Consider the following 23502-nt stretch of genomic DNA (forward strand, 5'->3'; position numbering starts at 1 on the left):
TCCGGCGCGCTGATCGTCCGGCATGAATTTCCGGATCAAGGCAGCGTATAGGCGATCACGTAGTCGCCGGGCTTCGTGCCGACCGAGCCGTGGCCGCCGGCGACCATGACGACATATTGTTTGTTGTCATCAGCCATATAGGTCATCGGCGTCGCCTGGCCGCCGGCGGGAAGCCGTCCCTGCCAGAGCTGCCGCCCACTCGTCACGTCGTAAGCGCGCAGATAGTTGTCGACCGCAGCCCCGAGGAAGGCGACGCCGCCCTTGGTCAGTATCGGCCCGCCGATGCCCGGCACGCCCACCTTGAAGGGCAGGGGTAAGGGCGTCATGTCGTGCACGGTGCCGTTCTTGTGCATATAGGCGATCTTGCCTGTGCGCAGGTCGACGCCGGCGACATAGCCCCAGGGCGGCGCCTGGCAGGGGATTTTGAGCAGCCCGAGGAAGGGACCCATGAAGACGCCGTAGGGCGCGCCGTCATTGCGGTTGAGTCCCTGTTCGCTGCCCTTCTCGTCCTGGCCCCTCGGCGGAATGTCGGCCGCCGGCACCAGGCGCGAGGTGAAGGCGAGATAGGTCGGCATGCCGAACATGATCTGCCGCTCCGGATCCACGGCCACCGAGCCCCAGTTGAAGGTGCCGAAATTGCCGGGATAGACGATCGTGCCGACGAGCGAAGGCGGGGTGTAGCGGCCCTCGTAGCGATAACGGTGGAAGTCGATGCGGCAGGCGAGCTGGTCGAACAGCGACACGCCCCACATGTCCTTTTCCTGAAGCGGCTCGGGTGAGAAGGTGAGATCCGAGATCGGTTGCGTCGGCGAGGTATGATCGCCGGCCACGGCGCCGCCCGGCGCCGGGATTTCCTTGACCGGAACGATCGGCTCGCCGGTCCGCCGGTCGAGCACATAGATATCGCCCTGCTTGGTCGGGCCGACCAGGGCGGGAACGGTCGTGCCGTCCTGCTTCGTCAGATCGATCAGAACGGGCTGTGCCGGCACGTCCATGTCCCAGAGGTCGTGATGCACGGTCTGGCGCACCCAGCGCAGCTGGCCGGTGGCGATATCGAGCGCGACGATCGAGGAGGAGAATTTCTCGACATTGTCGCTGCGGTTGATGCCAAGCTGATCAGGCACCTGGTTGCCGAGCGGGAGGTAGACCATGCCGAGCGCCTCGTCGACGCTGAAGACCGACCAGCTGTTCGGCGAATTGGTGGTATAGGTCTGCCCGTTGGCGAGCGGCGTCGTCACGTCGGGATTGCCGGAATCCCAGTTCCAGATGAGCGCGCCGGTATTGATGTCGAAGGCGCGGATGACGCCGGACTGCTCCTGCGTGGAGTAGTTGTCGTTGACCGCCCCGCCGATGATGATCTTGCCCGCCACCGCGACCGGCGGCGAGGTGGAATAATAATAGCCGGCCGGGTTGTAGCGCATGCCGGCTTCCAGATGCAGCACGCCCTGATCGGCAAAGCTGGTGCAGATCTTCCCGTCCGCCGCATCGAGCGCGATCAGCCGGGCGTCCGATGTCGGTAGATAGACGCGCTCGGCGCAGGGCTGGCCGGCGGCAACGGCGGGATCGGCATAATAGGTAACGCCGCGGCAAGTCTGATGCTGCCGGTCGGGGTTCATGCCGGAGTTGGCGTCGTACTTCCATTTCTCCTTGCCGGTCTTGGCGTCGAGAGCGATCGCCCAATTATGCGGCGTGCAGAGATAGAGCGTGTCCTTCACCTTGAGCGGCGTCACCTGATAGGTGGTCTCGCCGACATCCTCCGGCCGCTTGACGTCGCCGGTCTGGTATCGCCACACCTCCTTGAGGGTGGAGACGTTTTCGGCGGTGATCTGGTCGAGTGGCGAATAGCGCTGGCCGAAGGGCGTGCGGCCGTATTGATGCCATTCGCCGTCCGGCACGCTGCCGCCGGAGGCGGGGCTGGCGGCGACCTTATCGGTCGGCAGATCGCCGGCGAGATCATGCGGATCTGTGGTCATCGAATAGAGGGCGACGAGGATGGCGAGGATGACGGGTATGGCGAGCGGCCAGGGATTGGCGCCGTAAGTGAAGCCGGTCGGGCTGCGAAGGCCGAGCGGCCGGCGGATCCAGGGCGTCAGCAGCCAGAGCCCGAGCAGGATGATCATTCCGCCGCGCGGACCCAACTGCCACCAGTCGAAACCGACCTCCCACACCGCCCAGCCGAGCGCGGTGACAACAAGCACCGCATAGACCCAGAGCGCCACCGCCTTGCGCATCAGCAGCAGCCCGGCGGTGATCAGGAACATCAGCCCGGCGAACAGATAGAAGACGCTGCCGCCGAGCGTGACGAGCCACAGCCCGCCGCCGCCGAGGGCCAGCCCGATGATGATGAAGAAGATGGAGGTGATGACGATCGCCATAAGGCTGTATCTCCCGCTGAGGTTCGCCGGGTGAGGGATCGGCGGAAAAGTCCCGCCGATCAGCCAGATAGCGCGAAGGAGATGCCTTTCAACGGCCACAATTGCCGCAGGCTGTCGTCAGGTTTTGGATACCCTGAACTGGGCTTGATGCTGGTTGTGAGGAGATGACGACGCCTGTTACGTCCCGCAGAAGGTCGCGAGCACCCGTTCATCCGGCTTCGGCGGTGCCCGATAGGCGGCAAAGCCCGGCTGATCCTCATAGGGTTTTGAAAGCACGGTCAGCAGCGCCTCGAACAGCGAGAAATCGCCGTTCTCGACCGCGGCCTCGATCGCCTGCTCGACCCGGTGATTGCGTGGAATGAAGGCCGGATTGACGCTGCGCATGGCAATGGCGCGCACGGTGGCCGTCTGCGGATCGCGCGACAGCCGCTCGCGCCACTGCGCAAGCCAGGCGCCGCAGGCCTCCGGTTCGCGGAAACTCGCCGCAAAACCCGGCTCTGCCGCGTCATCGCCGGCAAGATCCGACAGCCGCCGGAAGGTCAGGGTGAAATCGGCGGCCTGCGTCTGCATCAGCGACAGCAGTGCCTGCACCAGTTCGAGATCGCCGTCCTCTTGCCCGGCAAGGCCGATCTTCTCTCGCATGCCGGCCAGCCAATGCGCCTGGAACCGTTCGCCATAATTCTTGATCACCACATTCGCCTTGTCGACGGCGCTGTCGGGATTGGCGTCGATCAGCGACAGCAGTGTCTCGCCGAGCCTTGCGAGGTTCCATTGGCCGATGCCCGGCTGGTTGGCATAGGCATAACGCCCGTGCTGGTCGATCGACGAGAAGACGGTCGCCGGGTCATAGGTATCCATGAAGGCGCAGGGGCCGAAATCGATGGTCTCGCCGGAGACGGTCATATTGTCGGTATTCATCACGCCATGGATAAATCCGACATGCAGCCAGCGGGCGATCAACGCCGCCTGGCGCTCGGAGACCGCATCGAAAAGCGCGAGATAGGGGTTCTCGGCCTCTTTCAGCGCCGGATAATGCCGGTCGATCACATAGTCGGCCAGCGCCCGCACGCCGTCGGTGTCGCCCCTGGCCGCGAAATACTGGAAGGTGCCGACACGGATATGGCTGGCTGCGACGCGGGTGAAGACCGCCCCCGGCAGCACCTCTTCGCGATAGACCGGCTCGCCTGTCGTCACCGCCGCCAGCGCCCGCGTGGCGGGTATGTCGAGCGCAAACATCGCCTCGCTGATGATATATTCCCTGAGCACCGGCCCGATTGCCGCCCGGCCGTCGCCGCGACGCGAAAAAGGCGTCGGGCCCGCACCCTTCAGCTGGATGTCATAGCGCTTGCCGTTGCGGTCGATCACCTCGCCGAGAAGGATCGCCCGCCCGTCGCCGAGCTGCGGCGAGAAGCCGCCGAACTGATGCCCGGCATAGGCCATGGCCAGCGGTTCGGCCCCTTCGGGCAGGAGATTGCCGGAAAAGATCGCCGCACCGTCGCGGCGCAGGGCCTCGACGTCAAGCCCGAGCTCGGCGGCGAGCGGCTCGTTCAGCTTGATCAGCCAGGGCTCCGCCACCGGCGTCGGCGCCTGCGGCGCAAAGAAGTGCTGAGGCAAGCCGACATAGCTGTTGTCGAACGGAAAGGCCGCACCGGGCCGGTTTGTCTGCAGGGCGGAGGTCATCACTCATAGGTAGGGCTGGGATGCATGCCGCGCAAGCCGGGAGATGAAGACCTTCACGAAGAGCGGACGAATGCAAGGAATCGTGATCTGCCTTTACCTCTCGTCAAAGCAGCTTTGCCATAAAGGACATAGCGCCGCCATGATCGCCGGCGTATAGCAAATCGTCTCCCCTTGGCCTTGCGCCATGTCATCTCCGCGGCCCAGCTGCTTCGTGTGCTCCGCCGCGCCACCGCGAGTGATTCCGGACGATGTCGGATCAGATTTACCAGGCGCCGATGGTTCGGCGCGCCGCGCCCAATTTCCGGGTGATCGCGATGATTGTCGCGAGTGCGATGCTGATGGAAAATATCGATGCGACCGTACTGGCGACGGCGCTGCCCACCATGGCGCGCGATTTCGCCGTCAGCGCGCCGGCCATGTCGATCGCACTCACCTCCTATCTCCTGAGCCTGGCGATCTTCATTCCGGCAAGCGGCCGGATGGCCGACAGTTTCGGCTCGCGCACCGTCTTCCGCGCCGCCATCGCCGTCTTCGTCGCCGGCTCCATCCTTTGTGCGCTCGCGCCGACGCTGTCCTTCCTGGTGCTGGCGCGGCTGCTGCAGGGCATGGGTGGCGCGATGATGATGCCGGTCGGGCGCCTGGTGCTGATGCGCAGCGTCGACCGCAAGGATATGGTCAGCGCCATGTCATGGCTGCTCGTGCCGGCGCTGATCGGCCCGATCATCGGTCCGCCGCTCGGCGGCTTCATCGTCACCTATCTCGACTGGCGCTGGATCTTCTATATCAACGTGCCGGTCGGCATCATCGGCATGATCTTCGTCTCGATCTACATTGACGAGGTGAAGGGCAAGGCCAGCGGTCCCTTCGATACAATCGGCTTCATCCTCTCCGGAATCTCGCTCGGCTCGCTGCTCTTCGGCTTCGAAATGTCGAGCCATGAAGGCGAGGGCGCCTTCTCGATCTTCCTGATCGCCCTTGGCCTCATCTTCGGCATCGCCTATCTCAAGCATGCCCGCAAGCACCCGTCGCCGATCATGGATTTCTCGCTGATGAAGGTCCCGAGTTTCGGCACGTCAGTCATCGCCGGTTCGTTGACGCGCATCACGCAAGGGGCGCAGCCCTTCCTGCTGCCGCTGCTTTTCCAGATCGGCTTCGGCCTGTCTGCCGCCGCGGCCGGCCAGATCGTCATCGCCACCGCGATCGGCGCGCTCGCCATGAAGCCGATGGCGAAGTTCGTCTTCAGCCGGCTGGGCTTCCGCCGCAGCCTCGTCCTCAACGGCATCTTCGGCACGATTGGCTATGGCCTCTGCGCCGCCTTCCGGCCGGACTGGCCGATGCCGCTGATCTTCGTCGTCCTGGTGCTCAGCGCCTTCTTCCTGTCGTTCCAGTTCACCGCCTATAACACCATTGCCTATGACGAGATCGACAAGGAGCGGATGAGCTCGGCCACCAGCTTCTACACCACCTTCCAGCAGCTGATGCTGTCGCTCGGCATCTGCATCGGCGCCTTGGCGCTGCACGGCTCCATGGCCCTGTCAGGCGCCGAAACGCCTGCTCTCGGCGATTTTTCGGCCGCATTCGTCGTCGTCACGATCATCTCGATCACCGCGACCTTCTGGAACCTGCGCTTCTCCCCGACCGCCGGCGAGGAGATCAGCGGCTACAAGGCCAAACCGTCGAAAGGCGCCGCCAAAGGCTGACGCCGGCTTTCCCTTCGTCAGAAGCCGACCGGCGCCCGCAGCCGCCTGCGTCGCGAGGACCGGCCCTCGCGCCAGTCCGCCTCAAGCCCATAGGTCACCTGGCCGTCGAAGCCGCCGAAGGCGAGATCGCTATCGCGCAGCGCCACCTCCACGGCCGCCTCAGGCTCGGGGCGCCTGTGCCGTCCCGTGATCGCAAGCCACAGATCGTGCCAGCCGTGCTCCCGTGTCACCACTCCCATCATCGCCCATCCAATCGTCATTCTCTCCTCCCTCTCAGGTCGTCACGCCGCCTGCGGCAGGCATGCCTCGCAGATCGCTGCAACATGGCGGTGGTCGGTGCCGCAGCAGCCGCCGAGCACGCGCACCGCGGGCATGCGGCCGAGCAGTTTGCGGTAGCGGCGGCCGAGATCTGCGGGATCGCCGGCATCCAGCGTCTCGCTATTGTCCAGCTGCTCGTGGCTCATGGTCGAGGCATTGGCGCGGATGCCGGAAATGCGCTTCACCCAGGCGCTTTCGGGATCGAGCGCGGCTTCGAAATGCGTCGGATGCGCGCAGTTGATCATGTAATAGGCCGGCGCCCCGCCGGTGGCCGCATCCGTCGTCTCGATGGCGTCCTGAATGCTGCGGCCCGTCACCAGCCGGCCATCCGTCTCCAGCGTGAAGGAGATGGCCGAGGGCATGCCGAGCGCCTGTGCCGCCCGCGCCACGCCGATCGCCTCGTCGATATTGGTCAGCGTAAAAGCGCTGACCATATCGGCCTCCGTGCCGGCGAAAGCCGCGATCTGGAAGGCGTGGTAGTCCTCCGCCTCGGCCGCATCCATGATGCCCGCCTTATAACCGTCACCGCGCGGGCCGATCGCGCCGCTGATGACGATCTGCTGCTCCGGCCGCTCATAGGCGCTGCGCAAGCCGACGAGCAGGTCGACGGCCTCCTCGTTGACCGCCTTCAAGGCTTCGCTGGTATAGCCGAGCTTCTGCCCCCAGTCCGGATTGGCCCGCCATGTGGCAGTGTCGAGCACGAAGCCTGTGCCGTGGCGCCGTGCGATATCGAGGTAGCGGCGATAGTAATTCCGCATGCGCTGCCGCCCCTCTTCGGAAGCCAGCAATATGAAGGCGGCAAAATGCGGAAGTTCGATCCCTTCGTGAAAGATCAACGTCGTTTCCATGCCGCCATCGGTAATGAAGGTGCCGCCTTTGAGTTGCGGCAAACCGTTTCTGTACTTTACCATTGTGAAGTCTCTCCCTCGCAGCGCCAGAAACGGCTGCTGTCGATGAATGATGTTCTGACGCTTATTCGGCTGCCAAACTAGGCGACTTGAGGTATACTCCAGACGGTTTTGGTTTTTGCCGATGGATATCAATTGCTTGCTTCGGTCGATGCTGCCGGGGCGATGGCAGATCTGAATATGCGGCGCTGAAAACCGTACCGCCGGTACAGGAGCCAGGGCAGGAGGGGACATGCGAAAGGGCGAGGAAACGCGGACCCGCATCCTCGATGTGGCCGAAGCGGCGGTCTTGCAGAAGGGTTTCGGCGGCACCTCCATCGAGGAGCTGATCGCCGAGACCGGCATCACCAAGAGCGGCTTCTTCTATCATTTCCGGGACAAGAACGAGCTCGCCAAGGCGCTGCTCAACCGCTACATCGAAAATGACGAGCGCATCTACGATGAGATCTTCAGCCGCGCGCGCGATCTGGTCGACGATCCGCTGCAATCCTTCCTGCTCGGTCTCAAACTGCTGTCCGAACTGCTCTCCGACCTGCCGAACGGCCATCCCGGCTGCCTCGTGGCGACCGTCTGCTACTACGAGCGGCTGTTCGACCGCGAGATACAGGAGACCAACCGGAATGCGGTGCTTGCCTGGCGGCGCCGTTTCGGCCGCATGCTGCGGGAGATCATGGCCATCTATCCGCCGCGCGAACCCGTCAATGTCGACCAGCTCGCCGACATGGTGTCCTCCGTCCTGGAAGGCGGCATCGTCCTGTCGAAGACGCTGAAGGAGCCGAACACGCTGGCCGAACAGGTGCTGATGCTGCGCACCTTCGTGAAGATGCTCTTTCTGCCGGTGGTGGAAATGCCGAGGGCGTCGGGCGGTTCAACTTTTCTTGGAAGCGCAGAACCGCACTGACTTTTTGGGGCCCCTCAGTCCTTGCCTTCCAGCGCCGCTGCCAATTCGGCGAGCTTCCGCACGGTATTGAGATTGCGCGAGGTTGCCGGCTTCAGCGCCGGCAGTTTCAGCTTCGAGCGGCCGGATCCATTGGGATAATGCACATAGATTTCCCGGCCGGCGAGCTTGGCCTCCTCGCCATCGGGCGCCACCATCTTTTCCAGCGCATCACCGGGTGCCTTTTCGGGCAGGAAGTGGACGAGCAGGAAGTTCGGCTTGGCCTCGGGAAAGGGGGCGTCGGCAGCGATCTTGTCGAGTTCTTTGCGGCTGCGCACCATCACGCCTGGCTGCTTGCCCATCTTTTTGCCGAGCGCTTCGTCGAGCCACTCCTCCACCGTCTTTTCCGTCTCATCCGAGCGGAAAAGCACGTTGCCGCTCTGGATGTAGGTCTTCACCTCGGTAAAGCCGAGGCCTTCGCAGACTGCCTTCAGTTCGGCCATCGGCAGAGAGCTGGTGCCGCCGACATTGACGGCGCGGAGTAGGGCGACATAGACGGGCATTTCTCTCTCCCTGGCCTCTGTGACGCCCCACCCAACCCTTACATCTTCCCCGCAACCTTGATCGCAAACGCATACTCGAAGGCGATCTCTTCCAGCCGCTGGAAGCGGCCCGAAGCGCCGCCATGGCCGGCGTCCATATTCGTCTTGAGCAGGATCGGCGCGTCGCCGGTCGTCTTATCGCGCAGCTTCGCCACCCATTTGGCCGGCTCCCAATAGGTGACGCGCGGGTCCGTCAGGCCGCCGAGCGCCAGAACCGGCGGGTAGGCTTTCGCACCGACATTGTCATAGGGCGAGTAGGAGGCGATCTGCTCGTATTCTTCCTTGCTGTCGATCGGGTTGCCCCATTCCGGCCACTCGGGCGGGGTGAGCGGCAGCGTATCGTCCAGCATGGTGTTGAGCACGTCGACGAAGGGAACGGCGGCAATGATGCCGGCGAACTTCTCCGGCGCCATATTGGCAACTGCGCCCATCAGCATGCCGCCGGCCGATCCGCCCTCGGCGATGATCTTCGTGTAAGAGGTGAACTTCTGTTGATTCAGATAATCGGCTGCGGCGACGAAGTCCTTGAAGGTGTTCGTCTTCTTGTCCATCTTGCCGTCTTCGTACCAGGCGAACCCCTTGTCCTTGCCGCCGCGGATATGGGCGATGGCATAGACGAAGCCGCGGTCGGCGAGCGACAGGCAATTGGTGTTGAAGCCGGCCGGAATGGTGATGCCGTAGGCGCCGTAGCCGTAGAGAAGGCAGGGTGCCGTGCCGTCGAGGGGGGTATCCCGGCGATAGAGCAGGGTGACCGGCACCTTCTCGCCATCCCAGGCCGGGGCGAAGACGCGGCGGGTGATGTAGTCGTCGGGATTGTGGCCGGACGGCACCTCCTGCGTCTTCAACAGCGTGCGTTCGCGCGTCACCATGTTGTAGTCGTAGAGCTGCGACGGTGTCGTCATCGAGGAATAGGAGAAGCGGATGATATCCGTGTCGTATTCGGCTGCACCCTGCAGCCCCAGCGAATAGGCTTCCTCGGCAAAGGCGATCGCATGCTCCTCGCCGGTCGCCCGGTCGCGGATCATGATCTGCGGCAGCCCGTCCTTGCGCTCCAGCCAGAGGAGATGGCGGGCATAGGCCATGTGGCTGATAACAAGCGTGCCGGGCTTGTGCGGCACCACTTCGCGCCAGTTTTCCTTGCCCGGCTTATCAACCGGCGCTTCCATGATCTTGAAATCCTTGGCGCCGCCGTCATTGGTCAGGATGTAGAAGACGTCGCCGCCCTCGGTCAGCGAATATTCGATGCCTTCCTCGCGCGCCGCCACAAGCTTCGGCTCGGCGGTCAGGTCCTTGGTCGACAGCAGCCGGTATTCGCTGGTCTCGTGGTCGTGAATGTCGATATAGATGAAATCGTCGAGCAGCGAGCCGCCGACGCCCATGAAGAAGCCGGCATCCGGCTCTTCATAGACCAGCCGGTCTTCCGACTGCGGCTGGCCGAGAATGTGGTGGAATACCTTCGACGGCCGGTGGTTCTCGTCCAGCGCCGAATAGAAGAAGCTCTTGCCGTCGGGCGCCCAGACGCCGCCGCCGCCGGTATTCTCGATCCGGTCGGCAAGGTCCTCGCCGGTTGCGAGATCGCGGACCTGCAGCGTGAAGAATTCCGAGCCCTTGTCGTCATAGCCCCAGATGCCGCGGCTGTGGTCGCTCGTATGGTCGAGACCGGCGAGGCGGAAATAGGCCTTGCCGGCGGCCTCCTTGTCGCCGTCGAGCAGCACGGTGCGGATCGTTTCGTCGGCGACATTGCCGTCGCGGGCGATGCGGAAATAGCGCGGCTGTTCGCCGCCGGTGACATAAAAGGTGCCGTAGGCATAGGCGCCGTCCTTCATCGGCACCGAGCTGTCGTCCTCCTTGATGCGGCCGCGCATTTCGGAAAACAGCACCTTCTGCAGCGGCTTGGTGTCTTCCATCGCCGTGTTCATATAGGCGTTTTCGGCTTCCAGATGCCGGCGGATCTCGGGGTCGAGGATCGACGGATCCTTGAACATCGCCTGCCAGTTGTCGGCGCGCAGCCAGGCATAATCGTCCGTGCGGGTAATGCCGTGGCGCGTATCGGAGATCGGCTTCTTCGGTGCGGCAGGCGGTGTCGGCAGGCTTTTGAAAACGGACAAGGAATGGCTCCGGTGGGAATGTCGGGTTGGCAAGAGATAGAGGCGCACCGGTCCCGGATCAAGCGGCAAGGATGCGCCAAGGGTCGAGGTGCCCTTCCACAGGCAAGAAGGGCGCTCTGTCCGCCTTGCCTTGATGTCACCACAATATTTAAGAAAGTCCGCTCTCGTTGCGCGAAATTTGCACGTGCCAAGCCTCCGGCAAGCCGTCGGTGGCAGGGTGAAGAATGGACAACAGTAAGGGATTTTCTCCACAATGCCGAAACGTCTGCTCCTGTTTGTATCCCTCGCAAGCCTTGCTGCCCCCGCCTTCGCCGTCGATCCCGCCATCAAGAAGCAGCTGGAAAAACTCGATCCCTCGACCCGGCTGGAACAGAGCTGCGACACCGAGGCGATGAGCCGCATCAACAAGGACAGCACCGGCTTCAAGCCCGACAAGGTCATCGCCTATACGTTCAAGGACCCCATCCCCGGCGACAATTCGCTGCAGGCGCCGGGCGCGGTCTTCCGCAGCAAGGGCGACTGGTATCATCTCTCCTACAATTGCATCACCGGTCCGCAGCATATCAACGTGCGCGAGCTCAACTACGAGATCGGCGAGAAGGTGCCGCGCGAGAAGTGGGACAAGTATTATCTTTACGATTGATGCGGCTCCGTCCGCCCAAACGGGTGCGGTGACATCCGGCCACATGGCGCCGGGCAAACCCAACCGTTAGAACTGCCGGATCGAATCGTAGAAATCCACAATATGAACCGCATCCTGCTCGCTTCGGCGTTCCTACTGGCCAACATGTCCGCGGCATTGGCGGATGAAGTGCCGCCAACGCTGCCTGCCGCCGTTGGACCGGCCTCGGCCGCAATCAGCCCGGCCCCGAAGGCGCCGGCGCCAAAGCTCGTCGAGCCGCATCTGCATATCGCCCGCTCCAATATTGCCGGCCACGCCCGCATTGCGCTGACCTTTGATGCCTGCATGGGCCAGGCGGACGAGCGCATCCTGTCGACGCTGGTGCGGGAACGCATCCCGGCGACGATCTTCGTCACCGCCCGCTGGCTGAAGCGCAATCCCGCTGCCGTCGCCGTGTTCCTGCAGAATCCCGATCTCTTCGAACTCGAAAACCATGGCGAGAACCATATTCCGGCCGTCGACACGCCGACGCTGATCTATGGCATCGCTTCCGCCGGATCACCGCAGGCGGTGCGGCAGGAAGTTGAAGGCGGCGCTGCCGCCATGGTCGCAGCCGGCATTCCGGCGCCGCACTGGTTCCGCGGCTCGACCGCCAAATACGATCTTTCCGCCATCGGCGAGATCCGCGCCATGGGTTATCGCATTGCCGGTTATTCGGTGAACGGCGACGGCGGCTCGCTGCTGGGAGCCGCGATCACCGAAAAGCGCATCGCCTCGGCCAGGGATGGCGATGTCGTCATCTCCCACGTCAACCAGCCGACCCATGCGGCGGGTGAGGGGGTGGCCAAGGCGTTGGTCGATCTCAAGGCCAAGGGGACCGAGTTCGTCCGCCTCGAGGACGTCGAGGACACCGGCGACGACAAGACGACGGAGTGATTTTGCGGCTGAAGGTATGCCGTGGGGGTGCCCCACGCCATGACAGTGAGACCTTACCTCAGCTCCTTGCCCAACCGCACCACATCCTCTCCAAAGCGACGCAAACCCGGTCCGTCCCTGTCGAGCGCGAAATCCTCGAACCAATCCCGTTGCATGCCGGCCAGCATCGCGCCGATCATCTGCGCGGCGAGATAGGAAAAGGTGATGCCGTTGCCGCCGTAGCCATAGGCGGCGAACACATGCGGCGTCTCCGGCACCGGGCCGATCAGCGGCAGGCCGTCGACCGTCTCACCGAAGGTGCCGCTCCAGGCGTGTTCCACCCGCGTATCCGCCTTCGGCCACAGCCGCTTCATCTTCTCCCGGATCGCCGTGATCTTGGCCGGCAGCTTGCGGTCGCGCGTCTGCGCGTCGATCGTCTCGTCATCCTCGCCGCCGGCGACGATGCGATTGTCCGCGGTCGTCCGCATGTAGAGATAGGGGTGGCTGTCCTCCCAGATCAGCGCCCTGTCGCGCCAGAAATGTGCCGGGTCCTGCGGCACGGTGGCGAGCGCCCAGCTCGAACTCGACCGATGCAGCTTCGACATGTCGAGGCCCGGCATCGAATAGCCGGTCGCCAGCACGACATGCCGCGTCCCGATCAGATGGCCTCCATCCGTCTCCGTCGTGACGTGATCGCCTTCGCTGTGAAGTGCCGTCACGGAAGCGTTGACCAGCCGCGCGCCGCGCCGTATCGCCATCTCCAGCAGCGCCCAGGTGAGAAGCAACGGATCGCATTCCGCCGAGCCCGGCGAATAGATCGCGCCATCCCGATCGAGTTCGAATTGGGTGAAGAGATCGGGATGTTCGAGATAGACGCCGGGCAGGCCGGCCCGGCGGCGAAGCTGGCGCTCCTCCAGGAGATTGCGTGCGCCTTCCTGATTGGCGGCGAGATAGAGCGTGTTGCGCGGCCGGAAGCCGCAGGCAATCCCATTGGCGGCGATCAGCTTGGAAAGGCCGGCCACCGCGGCACCGCTGCGGCGGTAGATGCCGGCCGCGCGCTCGAAGCCATAATAATCCTCGAGCTCGGTGAGCGTGCTGTCGATTTCCCATTGCAGCATCGCCGTGCTCGCCGCGGTGCTGCCGAAACCGGGCTGCTCCCGGTCGATGACAACAACGGAAAAACCGCGCGCCGTCAGATGTTCGGCAACCAATGCGCCGGTGATGCCGCCGCCGATCACCGCGACGTCGGTGGAAAAGCTCTGCGCGATCGGCCGCCATTCCGGTCGTATGCCGCTTTTCCCCCAGAGAGAACGGCCGCTGACCATCTGGTCGTGATCGGATTCGGCAAGATCGAGATCAGCTGCCACGAACGTCCCCCCGGTTGATCATTTCGGCAATTGCGGCTGCGGTTTTTCCTCGATCAGCAGTTCGTCGATAACAGTCATGACAATCAGCGACAGCGGCAGCGCCAGCATGGCGCCGACGGCCCCCCACATCCATGTCCAGAACAGGATGGCGAGAAAAACGACGAAGGGATTGATTTCCAACCGCCGCCCCATCACTGCGGGAAAGATCAGGTTCTCCATGAGGAGATGCACCGTGAAGAAGGCCGCGGCCGGCATCAGGCCGATGAGAAAGCCATCATGGGTGAGGATGCCGGCGACCGCGACGGCAAGCGTCATCAGCGTGATGCCAAGGTAAGGGATGAAGCTCGAGAGGAAGGCGAAGAAGCCCCAGAGCACCGGGGCAGACAGCCCGCCGGCATAGGCGATAACGGTCATGACGACGCCGAGCCCGACATAGATCAGCGAGGCCGTCGCGAAATAGAAGCCGAGCACCTGCTCGACGGCGTTGATGACGCGGATGGCTGCCAGCCGTTGCGTGCGGGTGCGGAAGGTCATGATGATCGTTTTGCGTAGGTTGACCCGACCAGCGAGGAAGAACAGCAGCGCCGCAAAGAATATCATCCCCTGCACCAGCGCCGGCGTCAGGCTGCTCGTCACCACATGCAGCACGTTGCCGGTATTTTCGAGCAGTGCACCGATCGACATCGACCCGCTTTCGAATGTCGCTGGCGTAATATGCAGCCATCTGATGCGCTCGAGATAAGGCATGACGCGGTTGATGGTTCGCTCGGCGAAGGCCGGGCCTTCATTGGCAAACGTCATCAGCGGGTCGGCGAGCGAGTTGATAAGCAGGAAGATCACCAGCGCCACGCCGCTTGACAGCATGAAGGCGTTGGCAAGCCGCGGCACGCCCATCTTGCTGAGCTTTTCCGCCGCCATGCCGAGGATCATGCCGACGACGACGGCGAGCGTGATCGGAATGAGGATGAGCGACATCAGGTAGACGGCGGCAAGGAAGAGAATGCCGAAGATGCCGATGATCGCCCAGGCCATGGTGACATCGAGCCCGTCCTTTTCCAGACGGTGCAGCGGCGGCGGCGGCGGCAGCTCTTCCGCGGCTTCCTTCAGCGACTGTGCCCAGGCGCTGGTGTGGCGTTCGCCGATTGCGATCTTCTTTGCTTGTTTGCGGATGCCATTGGCGATGCCCATTCGGTGAGGTCCCCGAAGCCCCATTGCTTCCTCACGGAAACGCGCTGACAGGGTTCCGGTTCCGTGACGGGACTGACCATCCGATACGCTGCATGCCGCATGTCTTTGCGTCGACGGCATTGCTCCATGGCGCGAGCCTCTTCAACCGTTATGGCTGACCCGACGCGACCTGGAAATTATGCCGAAAGCGTCAGGCCGATGCCCCAGGGATCCTTGAGGAATACGCCGCCGTCGCGCTTCTCGCTCTTGATCTCCAGTGCATCGAGCTTGGAGACTGCCGCATCCAGCGTCGCCTTGTCATTGAAGCGGACCTTGTAGTCCGAAAGCCCGGTCATGTTGCCGGCGCGCGCAGTGGCGCCGCGGCTGTTCCAGATATTGGCGGCGAGATGGTGATGGTAGCCGCCGGTCGCAAAGAAGCTCGCGCCGGGATAACGCGCCATCAGCTTGAGGCCGAGAACGTCGTGGTAGAAGGCGTCGGCCTGCGGGATGTCGCCGACCTGCAGATGCAGGTGGCCGATCGCCGTCCCCGCAGCCATGCCGTCCCAGCGCTCATCAGGCGCACTGTTGTAGAGCGCCTGGAGGTCGAGGCGCAGCGTCGCCATCTCCACCATGCCATCCTGGTGGAACTTCCATTGTTCGTGCGGCCGGTCGGCATAGATCTCGATACCATTGCCTTCGGGATCGGACAGATAGATCGCCTCGCTGACGAGATGATCCGAGGCGCCGTCGAGCACGACATTATTGTGTGCCGCATGGCGCAGCCAGCGTGCGAGTTCGACCCGGTTCGGCATCAGGAAGGCGGTGTGGAAAAGGCCGGCGGCATTGCGGGGCGCGATCGCAGCATCTTTTGCCGTGGTCAGCGTCAGCAACGGCAGATCGCCGACACCCAGCACTTCGCCGCTCGCCGTCTTCTCGATCACCTTCAGGCCGAGCATCGATTGATAGAAGCCGGACACCAGGCCGAGGTCGGTCACGACGAGATGCGACTGATCGATATAGGCAGGCCGCGTTAGCGCATAGGAAGTTTCGCTCGTCATGGATGGCTCTCCTGGAGAATTGGCCCGCGAAAGGGAAGGCGTACCGGCTGTGGCGGCAAACACGCCGCCCGTGGCAAGCTCAAGGAAGTTTCGCCGGTTCATTCGTCTTTATCTCCCTGGCTGCCGTACTTGACCCCTATATGGCGCATTCCGATTGTTCACAGAAGACCCGTTTTTGACGATGAAGCGTTGAGCAGATGTTGACGATGGCTTGCGCCCACTTGATTGCGATCAATGCGCCCATATCTTCTTTAGAGGAAGCTTATATATCTCAGTCATGGAGGGAAGCCATGTACAGGAAGATCATCGTAGCGATCGCGCTCGGCGGCATCGAAAAGGGAGAAAAGATCCTCCGCAAGGCCGCGTCCTTGCTCGATGACGGCGGCGAGATCATCGCGCTCAACGTCATCGAAGATGTGCCGAGCTATGTCGCGATCGAACTGCCGGCCAATATGGTCGAGGACGCCATGCAGGACAGCCGCGACAAGCTGCAAGCGCTGCTCGCGACCACCGGCGTCACGGCAACCGTCGAGATCCGCAACGGTCCACCTGCCAAAGCCATCATCTCGACCGCCGAAAGCCACGGCGCCGATCTCATCATCGTCGCCTCGCACGTTCCGGACTTTTCCAACTACTTCATCGGCGCCACTGCCGATCGGGTCGTGCGCCATGCCAAATGCTCGGTGCTGGTCGACCGGCAGAAGATTTGATCCTGGGCCACTGCCTGTTCGGCGTGTCGTGCGTCGGCCGCAGTCCTTGTCCGCGTACCATCAAAGGCAGCGCAGACTGCCTGCCTGGCTGTCACGAAGATTTACCGCCGGTGCGCTTTGCCGCAGTTGCGCCTCCACCCGTTCGATGCGACGATTGCAACCGGGGTATGAAACGGATTGGCGTGCATGGCCGAGTTCAACGGCATTCGCTGGGCTTACGACAGATATGAACTGATCGCCGACGGTATCGTCCACGGCGTCGGTCTCGTGCTGGCGCTGATCGGCGCCACCGTCCTGATTTTCTACGCCACGGTCTGGAGCTCCTACGGCGCGCTCGCCGCCGCCTGGATCTATGGCGTCGGGCTGGTGCTGACGCTGGCCATTTCCTTTTCCTACAACGCCTGGCCGGTCTCGCGTACGAAATGGTACCTGCGCCGCTTCGACCATTCGGCGATCTTCCTGCTGATCGCCGCCACCTACACGCCCTTCCTCGAACGCGGCGCCGACGATCCACTGCTCCTCTTCATGCTGGTCGCGATCTGGCTGTTCGCCGCTATCGGCATTATCCTGAAATGCGTCTTTCCCGGGCGCTACGACCGCCTCGCCATCCTGCTTTATCTCGCCATGGGCTGGAGCGGCGTGCTGGTGGCCGGACCTGTCGCCGCGCGCATTCCCTCGGCCTCGATGCTGCTGATCGTCATCGGCGGCGTCATCTATTCGCTCGGCGTCATCTTCCATGTCTGGGAGAAGCTGCGCTTCCAGAACGCCATCTGGCACGGTTTCGTCGTCACCGCTGCGGCGGTGCATTATTCGGCCGTCTTCACCTGTTTCAGCCTGCCGGCGCCGGGTGTCTGAACGACGGCCGTTTACATCTGTCGGGGTCGGGCGTATGCCGCCTTCGCAGACAATGTGAACCTGAGCATCATGACAGACGCTGTCCTCCTCCGCGACGCCACCGAAGCCGATCTTTCCGCTATCCGCGATATCTACAATCACGCCGTCGAGCACACGACGGCGATCTGGAACGACACGCTGGTCGATCTTGAAAATCGGCTGGAATGGTTCAAGGCGCGCAAGGCGCGCGGCTTTCCCGTCATCGTTGCCGAGATGGCGGGCAAGGTCGCGGGTTACGCCTCCTATGGTGACTGGCGGGCCTTCGACGGTTACCGCCACACGGTGGAGCATTCCGTCTATGTCGACAAGGATTGCCGCGGTGCCGGCATCGGCGAGCGCCTGATGCGGGAACTGATCGCACGTGCCGCGGCCGCCAATATCCATGTGATGATCGCCGGCATCGAGGCTGAGAACACCGCCTCGATCAGGCTGCACGAAAAGCTCGGTTTCCGCATCGCCGGCAGATTTTCCGAGGTCGGCACCAAGTTCGGCCGCTGGCTGGACCTTACCTGCATGGAGCTTCGCTTGCCTCTGGAGTCGTCCGGCAACCCATTGTGAAGGGCGCTTGCCATCTTTTTATTGTAGTCTGAGCTGTGTAAGAAAGTGGAAGAAGCCTGCTTCGCCGGAGGCGGCTTCAGAATGTCACGGAGGTGAACAGTTCAATGGCAATGCACAGATCGTCGCTCGGTCTCCTTGCCCTCATTCTACTGGCATTTCCGCCGGTTGCAGCACGCGCCGCCGATTGCGGCAGCCTGGCATCGCCAAAGCTCGACTGGCAGGAATGCACCAAGAAGAACCTGATGCTGCAGGGCAGTGATCTCGAAGGCGCCAATCTCTTCGGCACCGATTTCTCGCTGACCGATCTCGCCGGCGCCAACGTCAAATCCGCCAATCTCGAGAAGGCGACCTTGGTGCGCGCCTCGCTCGAGGGCGCCCATGCCGAAGGCGCCAACTTCGCCAAGATCGAGGCCTATCGCGCCAGCTTCGCCAATATCATCGCCGAAGGCGCTTCCTTTGCCGGCGCCGAGTTGCAGCGGGCCAATTTCGCCAGCGCCCGGCTTGCCGGCGCAAGCTTCGAAAAGGCCGAACTCGGCCGCGCCGATTTCGACAAGGCCGTGCTGACGGGGACGAAATTCTCTTTCGCCAATCTCTCCCGCGCCGATCTCTCCGGCGCGGCCCTCGAAGGCCCGGCGATGTTCGAACGCGCCTTCATGTTCTTGACCCGCATCGAAGGTCTCGACCTCTCGGCCGCAACCGGGCTCGAACAGGCGCAGATCGACCTTGCCTGCGGCGATGCCTCGACCAAGCTGCCGGCCGGCCTCTCCGCCCCGACAAGCTGGCCCTGTCCCGCCGACCACGAGTGATGGGTCCGTACAGCTCTACGCCGCGTCCGTGATGTAGAGGTAGAATTCCATCATGCCGCCATCGGGGCTGCCTGTTTTGGCGAATGTTTCCCGCCGCCGGTGCACCCGCTCCGCAACGCGCCGCGAGAGAATGTTGTCGGGCCTGACGATGGAGACGATGCGCGCAAGACTAAAGGTATCAAGCGCGTGGTCCCGGCATGCGGTGGCTGCCTCGACCGCATAGCCCTTGCCCCAATGGTCGCGCCACAGATGATAGCCGATCTCAGGTTCCAGCCCCGCAGACGTTTCCTGCATCGTTATGCCGCAATCTCCGAGCAACGCGCCGCTCTGCCGGTCCGTCACCGCCCAGAGGCCGAAACCGTGACTGGCATAACTGTCGAAGGCGAGCCTCTGAAACCAGCGCGCGGTTTCGTCGAAACTCTTGATGCCGGGGTAATAACGCATGGATTCGGCATCGCTGAAAATGCGGTGGAGAAACGGCAGGTCGGCAGGCGTGATCTCCCGCAGCACCAGCCGATCGGTCTTCAGGATATCTCCCGCCATTGGCTTCTCCTGGGACTACCGGTCGGTCGATAGCGTGAACGACACAGAAGATCAGCGGCTCATTGCATCCGGACGAGCCGCTTGCCGATGGCGCGGCTCAGCACTTACTTTCCGGGTTCGAACACCATGGAATGGCCGTTGATGCAGTAGCGCAGGCCGGTCGGCGGCGGGCCGTCGGGAAAGACGTGGCCGAGATGGGCCTCGCAGGCGCCGCAGCGGATTTCGGTGCGCACCATGCCAAAGGTCGTGTCGCGATGTTCGGTCACCGCATCGGGCGAGACTGCCTCGAAATAGCTTGGCCAGCCGCAGCCGGCATCGAATTTGGTGTCGGAGCGGAAAAGCGGGGCATTGCAGCCGACGCAGCGGTAAAGCCCTGTCTCGAAGGAATCCCAATAGGGGCCGGTGAAGGCGCGTTCGGTGCCGTGCTGGCGCGTGATGCGGTATTGCTCAGGCGTGAGCTGCTCTTTCCATTCGGCATCGGTCTTGTGGATCTTGGCGGTGGTTGCAGTTTCGGACATGCCATGCTCCTTTCGCCGAGGGCGGTTCCGTTTCGCGCAAAATGTGGTGCGCCGTCACCGATTCATCAAGTCTTGGGCACCATCCTGCCCAATTCGCCGTGTACCGCTTTTGGGGGAGGACGCTTGCTCTTACATCCGTTAGGGGTTTTCTGTTAGGGTTAATGTTACGTGCATTGGGGAATCACAGGTGTTTGAAGCAGCAATCGTCCTGCTCTACGGCCTCGTCGCCGTGGCCGCCATGGCGGTCACGCTTTTGGAAGGCTGGGCCAACCATGACGGCTTGACGCTGCATCGTCTCGCCGGCCTCTTTGCCTGCCTGCTCTGGCCGCTGACGCTTCTGGTCTTCGTCCTGCACGGCTGCGTCGCCCGGCTGCTGACGCGTCTTTCCCGGCCGACGGCCTGATCGACGGACCGGCCGACGGCCTGATCGACGGGCCGGTCTGCGGTCTGAACCGCTTCGAACACACCTGCAGCTTTGTCTGCGGCCGAAATCGCTTGAGGCGCCCTCCCGTTTCGCCTAAGTCATGAAGACAGGCCGGTTTTCGCTGGCGTTTCGTTTCTTTTGCGGTTGGGGAGGAGACATGGCCGATGTCACGGCTCTGACATTTCTGGCCCTGTGTCTCCCGCTCGCCGGCGCTCTTGCCGCCCCCTTCGTCATCCGCATGCTCGGTGCCAACGGGGCCTGGCTTCTGGCGATCGCGCCCTTGCTCGCCTTCCTGCATTTCCTGCGTTTCGTCCCGCAGATCGCGCGCGGCCAGGTCGTCACCGGCGGGTATGCCTGGGTACCGAGCTATCATCTCTCCTTCTCCTGGTTCCTCGACGGCCTGTCGCTGGCTTTCGCGCTGCTGATCACCGGCATCGGCACCCTGATCGTGCTTTATGCCGGCGGCTATCTCAAGGGACACAAGGATCAGGGCCGCTTCTTCTCCTTCATCTTTCTCTTCATGGGCGCGATGCTCGGCCTCGTCGTTTCCGACAGTTTCCTGATGCTCTTCATCTTCTGGGAACTGACATCGATCACCTCCTTCCTGCTGATCGGTTTCGATCACGAGCGGGAAGCGGCTCGCCGCGCCGCCCTGCAGGCGCTTGTTGTGACCGGCGGGGGAGGGCTCTGCCTGTTGGCCGGCCTGCTGCTGCTCTGGAACATCACAGGCGTCACGCAGATGTCTGAGCTCACAGGCTTCGGCGATGTCGTGCGCGAAAGTCCGCTCTATCTCGCCGCCCTCATCCTGGTCCTGGGCGGTGCCTTCACCAAGTCGGCGCAGTTTCCCTTTCATTTCTGGCTGCCGAACGCCATGGAGGCGCCGACGCCGGTTTCGGCCTACCTGCATTCGGCCACCATGGTGAAAGCCGGCGTCTATCTCTTGATGCGGCTTAATCCCGCCATGGGGGCGACGGCTGCCTGGGAAATCCTTCTGCCCTTCTTCGGCGGGCTGACGCTGGTGGTCGGCACCACGCTCGCAATCCGCCAGACAGACCTGAAGCTCAAGCTTGCCTATACCACCGTCTCATCGCTCGGCCTGCTGGTCATGCTGATCGGCTTCGGCTCGGAACATGCGGTGGAGGCGGCGGCCCTCTATCTGGTGGCGCATTCGCTGTTCAAGGGCGCGCTCTTCATGATCGCCGGCATCATCGATCACGAGACCGGCACACGCGATATCACCAGGCTCCGCGGCCTGATGCGGGCGATGCCGCTGACTTGGATCATTGCGCTCGCGGCGGCTTTCTCCATGGCCGGCCTGCCGCCCTTCTTCGGCTTCCTCGCCAAGGAGGAGATCTATACCGCCCTTATCGGCGGCGACATCCGCGCGCTGACCTTCACCGCCATAACCGTCTTCGGCAATGCGCTGATGTTCGCGGTCGCCTTCGCCGTGGCGCTGAAGCCCTTCCTCGGCCAGCCGGTGGAGACACCGAAACATCCGCACGAAGCGCCCGTCCTGCTCTGGCTCGGCCCGGCCGTTCTCGCCATCCTCGGCCTGCTCGCGGCGGTCTTTTCGACTTTCACCCATGCCGTTCTGTCCTCGCCGATATCAGCCGCCATCCGCCAGACCCCTGTGGAAATCGACATTTCGCTGACGCCGCATCTCGGCCTGCCTTTGGCACTCTCCGCTCTGACCGTGCTCGTCGGCATCGGCGTCTACTGGCAGCTCGCGCCCGCCCGCTCGGCGATGGCCGTCCTCCTGCGTGCGGCCGGGCGCGGGCCGGATCACGGTTTCGACCTCGCCATATCCGGCCTTGTCCGCTTCGCCGCCCGCGCCATGCGTGTGCTCCAGCCGGGGCGGCTCGAGATCTATGTCACCTGCACTTTCCTCTGCGTTGCCGCCATCCTCATCGTCCCGCTTGTCGTCTATGGCGAACTGCCGCGTCTTCCCGCCTGGCCGGCCGATGTCAGGCTGCATGAATGGGCGGTCTTCTTGATCGCCGCCTTCGGCCTTGCCGCCGTGCTCGTCGCCCGCGACCGGCTGACGGCGATCGTCTCGCTCGGCATCCAGGGTTTCGCCGTCGCCATCATCTTCCTGCTGTTTGGTGCGCCGGATCTCGCCTTCACCCAGTTCATGGTCGAAACGCTGTCGGTGGTCATCCTCGCCCTCGTCATGACCAGGCTTCGCCTCTCGCCCGCCGACCGGCGCCCGCTCGGCCGCAGGCTCTTCGACGGTGCGCTTGCGCTCGTCTGCGGCCTCGGCTTCGCGCTTCTGCTGATGCGGGCGACCGAGGCGCCGTTCAACGACGCGCTGATGGTCTTCTTCAATACCTATTCGAAATCGATTGCCCACGGCGCCAATGTCGTCAACGTCATCATCGTCGATTTCCGCGGCACCGACACGCTCGGCGAAATCGCCGTCGTCGCCGTCACCGGCCTCGCCATATTGGCGCTGATCCGTATCCGCGCCGGCAGTGAGCGCAAGCTTGCCGCCAATGATCCCGGGGTGGAGGGCTGATCCGATGAACACCCTGATCTTCCGCACCGTCGCCCCGTTCCTCACCGCGCTGATGCTGCTGTTTTCCGTCTTCGTGCTGCTGCGCGGCCACAACGAGCCGGGCGGCGGCTTCATCGGCGGGCTGATCGCCGCCTCGGGACTGGCGATCTACGGCATTGCCAGCGGCGTTGCCGCCGTTCGCCGGGCGCTGTTCTTCCATCCGCTGTCGATTGCCGGCTTCGGCCTGCTGCTGTCGACCCTTGCCGGCCTTCTCTCCATCCTCTTTGCCGTTCCCTTCATGACCGGCCTCTGGATCTATCCGAACCTCTTCGGTCTCGAAGTGCCGCTGTCGAGCGTCATGCTCTTCGATGTCGGCGTCTATCTCGTCGTGCTCGGCGCCACCACCTCGATCGCGCTGGCATTGGAAGAAAAGGAGGTGGGATGATGGAGCCGCTTCTTTCGATCCTCGTCGGCCTGTTCTTCGCCGCCGCCATCTATCTCTTGTTGTCGAAATTCTCGATCCGCATCGTGCTCGGCATCGCCATCCTCGGCAATGCCGTCAACCTGCTGCTCTTCACCGGTGGCCGGCTGACGCGCGGGGTGCCGCCGATCATTCCGGCGGGTCTCGAAACCTTGCCCGTAGGTGCGGCCAACCCGCTGCCGCAGGCCCTCATCCTGACGGCGATCGTCATCTCCTTCTCCTTCCTCGCCTTCCTGCTGGTGCTGACCTATCGCGCCTATCAGGACCTCGGCACCGACGACACCAACGACATGCGCGCCGCCGAGCCCGACGACCGGCCGCTGCCGCCATTGGGGTATTGAGGCGGATGCTGGTGCGGATGCTTGCCCCATGGCAAA

The 23502-nt window shown here is 63.3% G+C and carries 23 protein-coding genes; 12 read left to right on the plus strand and 11 right to left on the minus strand.

Going from position 1 to position 23502, the window contains the following annotated elements; translation table 11 throughout:
• Positions 1–35 precede the first annotated feature (35 nt).
• Together FHT79_RS28705 and FHT79_RS28710 are read right to left on the minus strand one after the other, a co-directional pair.
• Complete coding sequence (locus tag FHT79_RS28705) at positions 36–2375, minus strand: glucose/quinate/shikimate family membrane-bound PQQ-dependent dehydrogenase (protein WP_025570155.1); 2340 nt, start codon at positions 2373–2375, stop codon at positions 36–38.
• Between the two features lie 177 nt (positions 2376–2552).
• Entirely contained in the window at positions 2553–4055 is a 1503-nt protein-coding gene (locus FHT79_RS28710) for a protein adenylyltransferase SelO (protein ID WP_025570157.1), read from the minus strand.
• A 248-nt stretch (positions 4056–4303) separates the two neighbouring features.
• On the opposite strand from FHT79_RS28710, the gene FHT79_RS28715 reads away from it, so the two are divergent.
• On the plus strand, positions 4304–5755 hold the full coding sequence (locus tag FHT79_RS28715) for an MFS transporter (RefSeq protein ID WP_025570158.1): 1452 nt from the start codon (positions 4304–4306) through the stop codon (positions 5753–5755).
• 17 nt (positions 5756–5772) lie between these two features.
• Here FHT79_RS28715 and FHT79_RS28720 read toward each other — a convergent pair whose 3' ends face one another.
• Positions 5773–6015: a hypothetical protein gene (locus tag FHT79_RS28720; RefSeq protein WP_025570160.1), complete on the minus strand. Its 243-nt coding sequence runs from the start codon at positions 6013–6015 to the stop codon at positions 5773–5775.
• Between the two features lie 21 nt (positions 6016–6036).
• On the minus strand, positions 6037–6984 hold the full coding sequence (locus FHT79_RS28725) for a homocysteine S-methyltransferase family protein (RefSeq protein ID WP_025570161.1): 948 nt from the start codon (positions 6982–6984) through the stop codon (positions 6037–6039).
• A 229-nt stretch (positions 6985–7213) separates the two neighbouring features.
• Here FHT79_RS28725 and FHT79_RS28730 point away from each other — a divergent pair, with 229 nt between their 5' ends.
• Positions 7214–7882, plus strand: a complete 669-nt coding sequence (locus FHT79_RS28730) for a TetR/AcrR family transcriptional regulator (RefSeq protein ID WP_025570163.1) — start codon at positions 7214–7216, stop codon at positions 7880–7882.
• 14 nt (positions 7883–7896) lie between these two features.
• Here FHT79_RS28730 and FHT79_RS28735 read toward each other — a convergent pair whose 3' ends face one another.
• Both FHT79_RS28735 and FHT79_RS28740 read right to left on the minus strand, forming a co-directional pair.
• Complete coding sequence (locus FHT79_RS28735; RefSeq protein ID WP_025570165.1) at positions 7897–8421, minus strand: DUF1697 domain-containing protein; 525 nt, start codon at positions 8419–8421, stop codon at positions 7897–7899.
• Between the two features lie 38 nt (positions 8422–8459).
• Complete coding sequence (locus FHT79_RS28740) at positions 8460–10568, minus strand: S9 family peptidase (protein WP_025570166.1); 2109 nt, start codon at positions 10566–10568, stop codon at positions 8460–8462.
• Positions 10569–10821: 253 nt separating this feature from the next.
• On the opposite strand from FHT79_RS28740, the gene FHT79_RS28745 reads away from it, so the two are divergent.
• Together FHT79_RS28745 and FHT79_RS28750 are read left to right on the plus strand one after the other, a co-directional pair.
• Positions 10822–11211 (plus strand): DUF930 domain-containing protein, encoded by a 390-nt coding sequence (locus tag FHT79_RS28745; protein ID WP_025570167.1) that lies wholly within the window; start codon positions 10822–10824, stop codon positions 11209–11211.
• A gap of 102 nt (positions 11212–11313) precedes the next feature.
• Complete coding sequence (locus FHT79_RS28750) at positions 11314–12126, plus strand: polysaccharide deacetylase family protein (protein ID WP_025570169.1); 813 nt, start codon at positions 11314–11316, stop codon at positions 12124–12126.
• A gap of 53 nt (positions 12127–12179) precedes the next feature.
• Here FHT79_RS28750 and FHT79_RS28755 read toward each other — a convergent pair whose 3' ends face one another.
• The 3 genes from FHT79_RS28755 to FHT79_RS28765 form a co-directional block, all read right to left on the minus strand.
• The gene (locus FHT79_RS28755; RefSeq protein ID WP_183904592.1) at positions 12180–13472 is read right to left on the minus strand and encodes an FAD-dependent oxidoreductase; all 1293 of its coding nucleotides are present in this window, start codon (positions 13470–13472) and stop codon (positions 12180–12182) included.
• Positions 13473–13490: 18 nt separating this feature from the next.
• The gene (locus FHT79_RS28760) at positions 13491–14660 is read right to left on the minus strand and encodes an AI-2E family transporter (RefSeq protein WP_025570172.1); all 1170 of its coding nucleotides are present in this window, start codon (positions 14658–14660) and stop codon (positions 13491–13493) included.
• A gap of 176 nt (positions 14661–14836) precedes the next feature.
• The gene (locus FHT79_RS28765; protein ID WP_047614286.1) at positions 14837–15697 is read right to left on the minus strand and encodes a VOC family protein; all 861 of its coding nucleotides are present in this window, start codon (positions 15695–15697) and stop codon (positions 14837–14839) included.
• Between the two features lie 290 nt (positions 15698–15987).
• Here FHT79_RS28765 and FHT79_RS28770 point away from each other — a divergent pair, with 290 nt between their 5' ends.
• From FHT79_RS28770 to FHT79_RS28785, 4 genes are all read left to right on the plus strand, one after another.
• Positions 15988–16407, plus strand: coding sequence for a universal stress protein (locus FHT79_RS28770; RefSeq protein WP_028756897.1), 420 nt, complete (start codon positions 15988–15990; stop codon positions 16405–16407).
• A 186-nt stretch (positions 16408–16593) separates the two neighbouring features.
• A complete protein-coding gene (locus tag FHT79_RS28775; protein ID WP_028756898.1) occupies positions 16594–17262 on the plus strand; it encodes a hemolysin III family protein in 669 nt (222 codons plus the stop codon).
• Between the two features lie 69 nt (positions 17263–17331).
• Positions 17332–17859: a GNAT family N-acetyltransferase gene (locus FHT79_RS28780; protein ID WP_025570645.1), complete on the plus strand. Its 528-nt coding sequence runs from the start codon at positions 17332–17334 to the stop codon at positions 17857–17859.
• 104 nt (positions 17860–17963) lie between these two features.
• Positions 17964–18665: a pentapeptide repeat-containing protein gene (locus FHT79_RS28785; RefSeq protein WP_025570647.1), complete on the plus strand. Its 702-nt coding sequence runs from the start codon at positions 17964–17966 to the stop codon at positions 18663–18665.
• Positions 18666–18680: 15 nt separating this feature from the next.
• Here FHT79_RS28785 and FHT79_RS28790 read toward each other — a convergent pair whose 3' ends face one another.
• Positions 18681–19208, minus strand: a complete 528-nt coding sequence (locus FHT79_RS28790) for a GNAT family N-acetyltransferase (RefSeq protein ID WP_025570648.1) — start codon at positions 19206–19208, stop codon at positions 18681–18683.
• Positions 19209–19312: 104 nt separating this feature from the next.
• Entirely contained in the window at positions 19313–19726 is a 414-nt protein-coding gene (gene msrB / locus FHT79_RS28795) for a peptide-methionine (R)-S-oxide reductase MsrB (RefSeq protein ID WP_025570650.1), read from the minus strand.
• A 187-nt stretch (positions 19727–19913) separates the two neighbouring features.
• Between msrB and FHT79_RS28800 the strand changes: the two genes are divergently transcribed.
• From FHT79_RS28800 to FHT79_RS28815, 4 genes are all read left to right on the plus strand, one after another.
• Positions 19914–20129 (plus strand): hypothetical protein, encoded by a 216-nt coding sequence (locus FHT79_RS28800; protein ID WP_025570652.1) that lies wholly within the window; start codon positions 19914–19916, stop codon positions 20127–20129.
• A 178-nt stretch (positions 20130–20307) separates the two neighbouring features.
• Positions 20308–22665, plus strand: coding sequence for a putative monovalent cation/H+ antiporter subunit A (locus FHT79_RS28805; protein ID WP_183904593.1), 2358 nt, complete (start codon positions 20308–20310; stop codon positions 22663–22665).
• A gap of 4 nt (positions 22666–22669) precedes the next feature.
• The gene (locus FHT79_RS28810) at positions 22670–23089 is read left to right on the plus strand and encodes a Na(+)/H(+) antiporter subunit B (RefSeq protein ID WP_097595734.1); all 420 of its coding nucleotides are present in this window, start codon (positions 22670–22672) and stop codon (positions 23087–23089) included.
• Positions 23089–23466 (plus strand): Na+/H+ antiporter subunit C, encoded by a 378-nt coding sequence (locus FHT79_RS28815; protein WP_028757653.1) that lies wholly within the window; start codon positions 23089–23091, stop codon positions 23464–23466. Before FHT79_RS28810 ends, FHT79_RS28815 begins: the two co-directional genes overlap by 1 nt.
• Positions 23467–23502 lie beyond the last annotated feature (36 nt).

It is taken from the genome of Rhizobium sp. BK212, assembly GCF_014197475.1.
In the GTDB taxonomy this organism is placed as follows: Bacteria; Pseudomonadota; Alphaproteobacteria; order Rhizobiales; family Rhizobiaceae; genus Rhizobium; species Rhizobium anhuiense.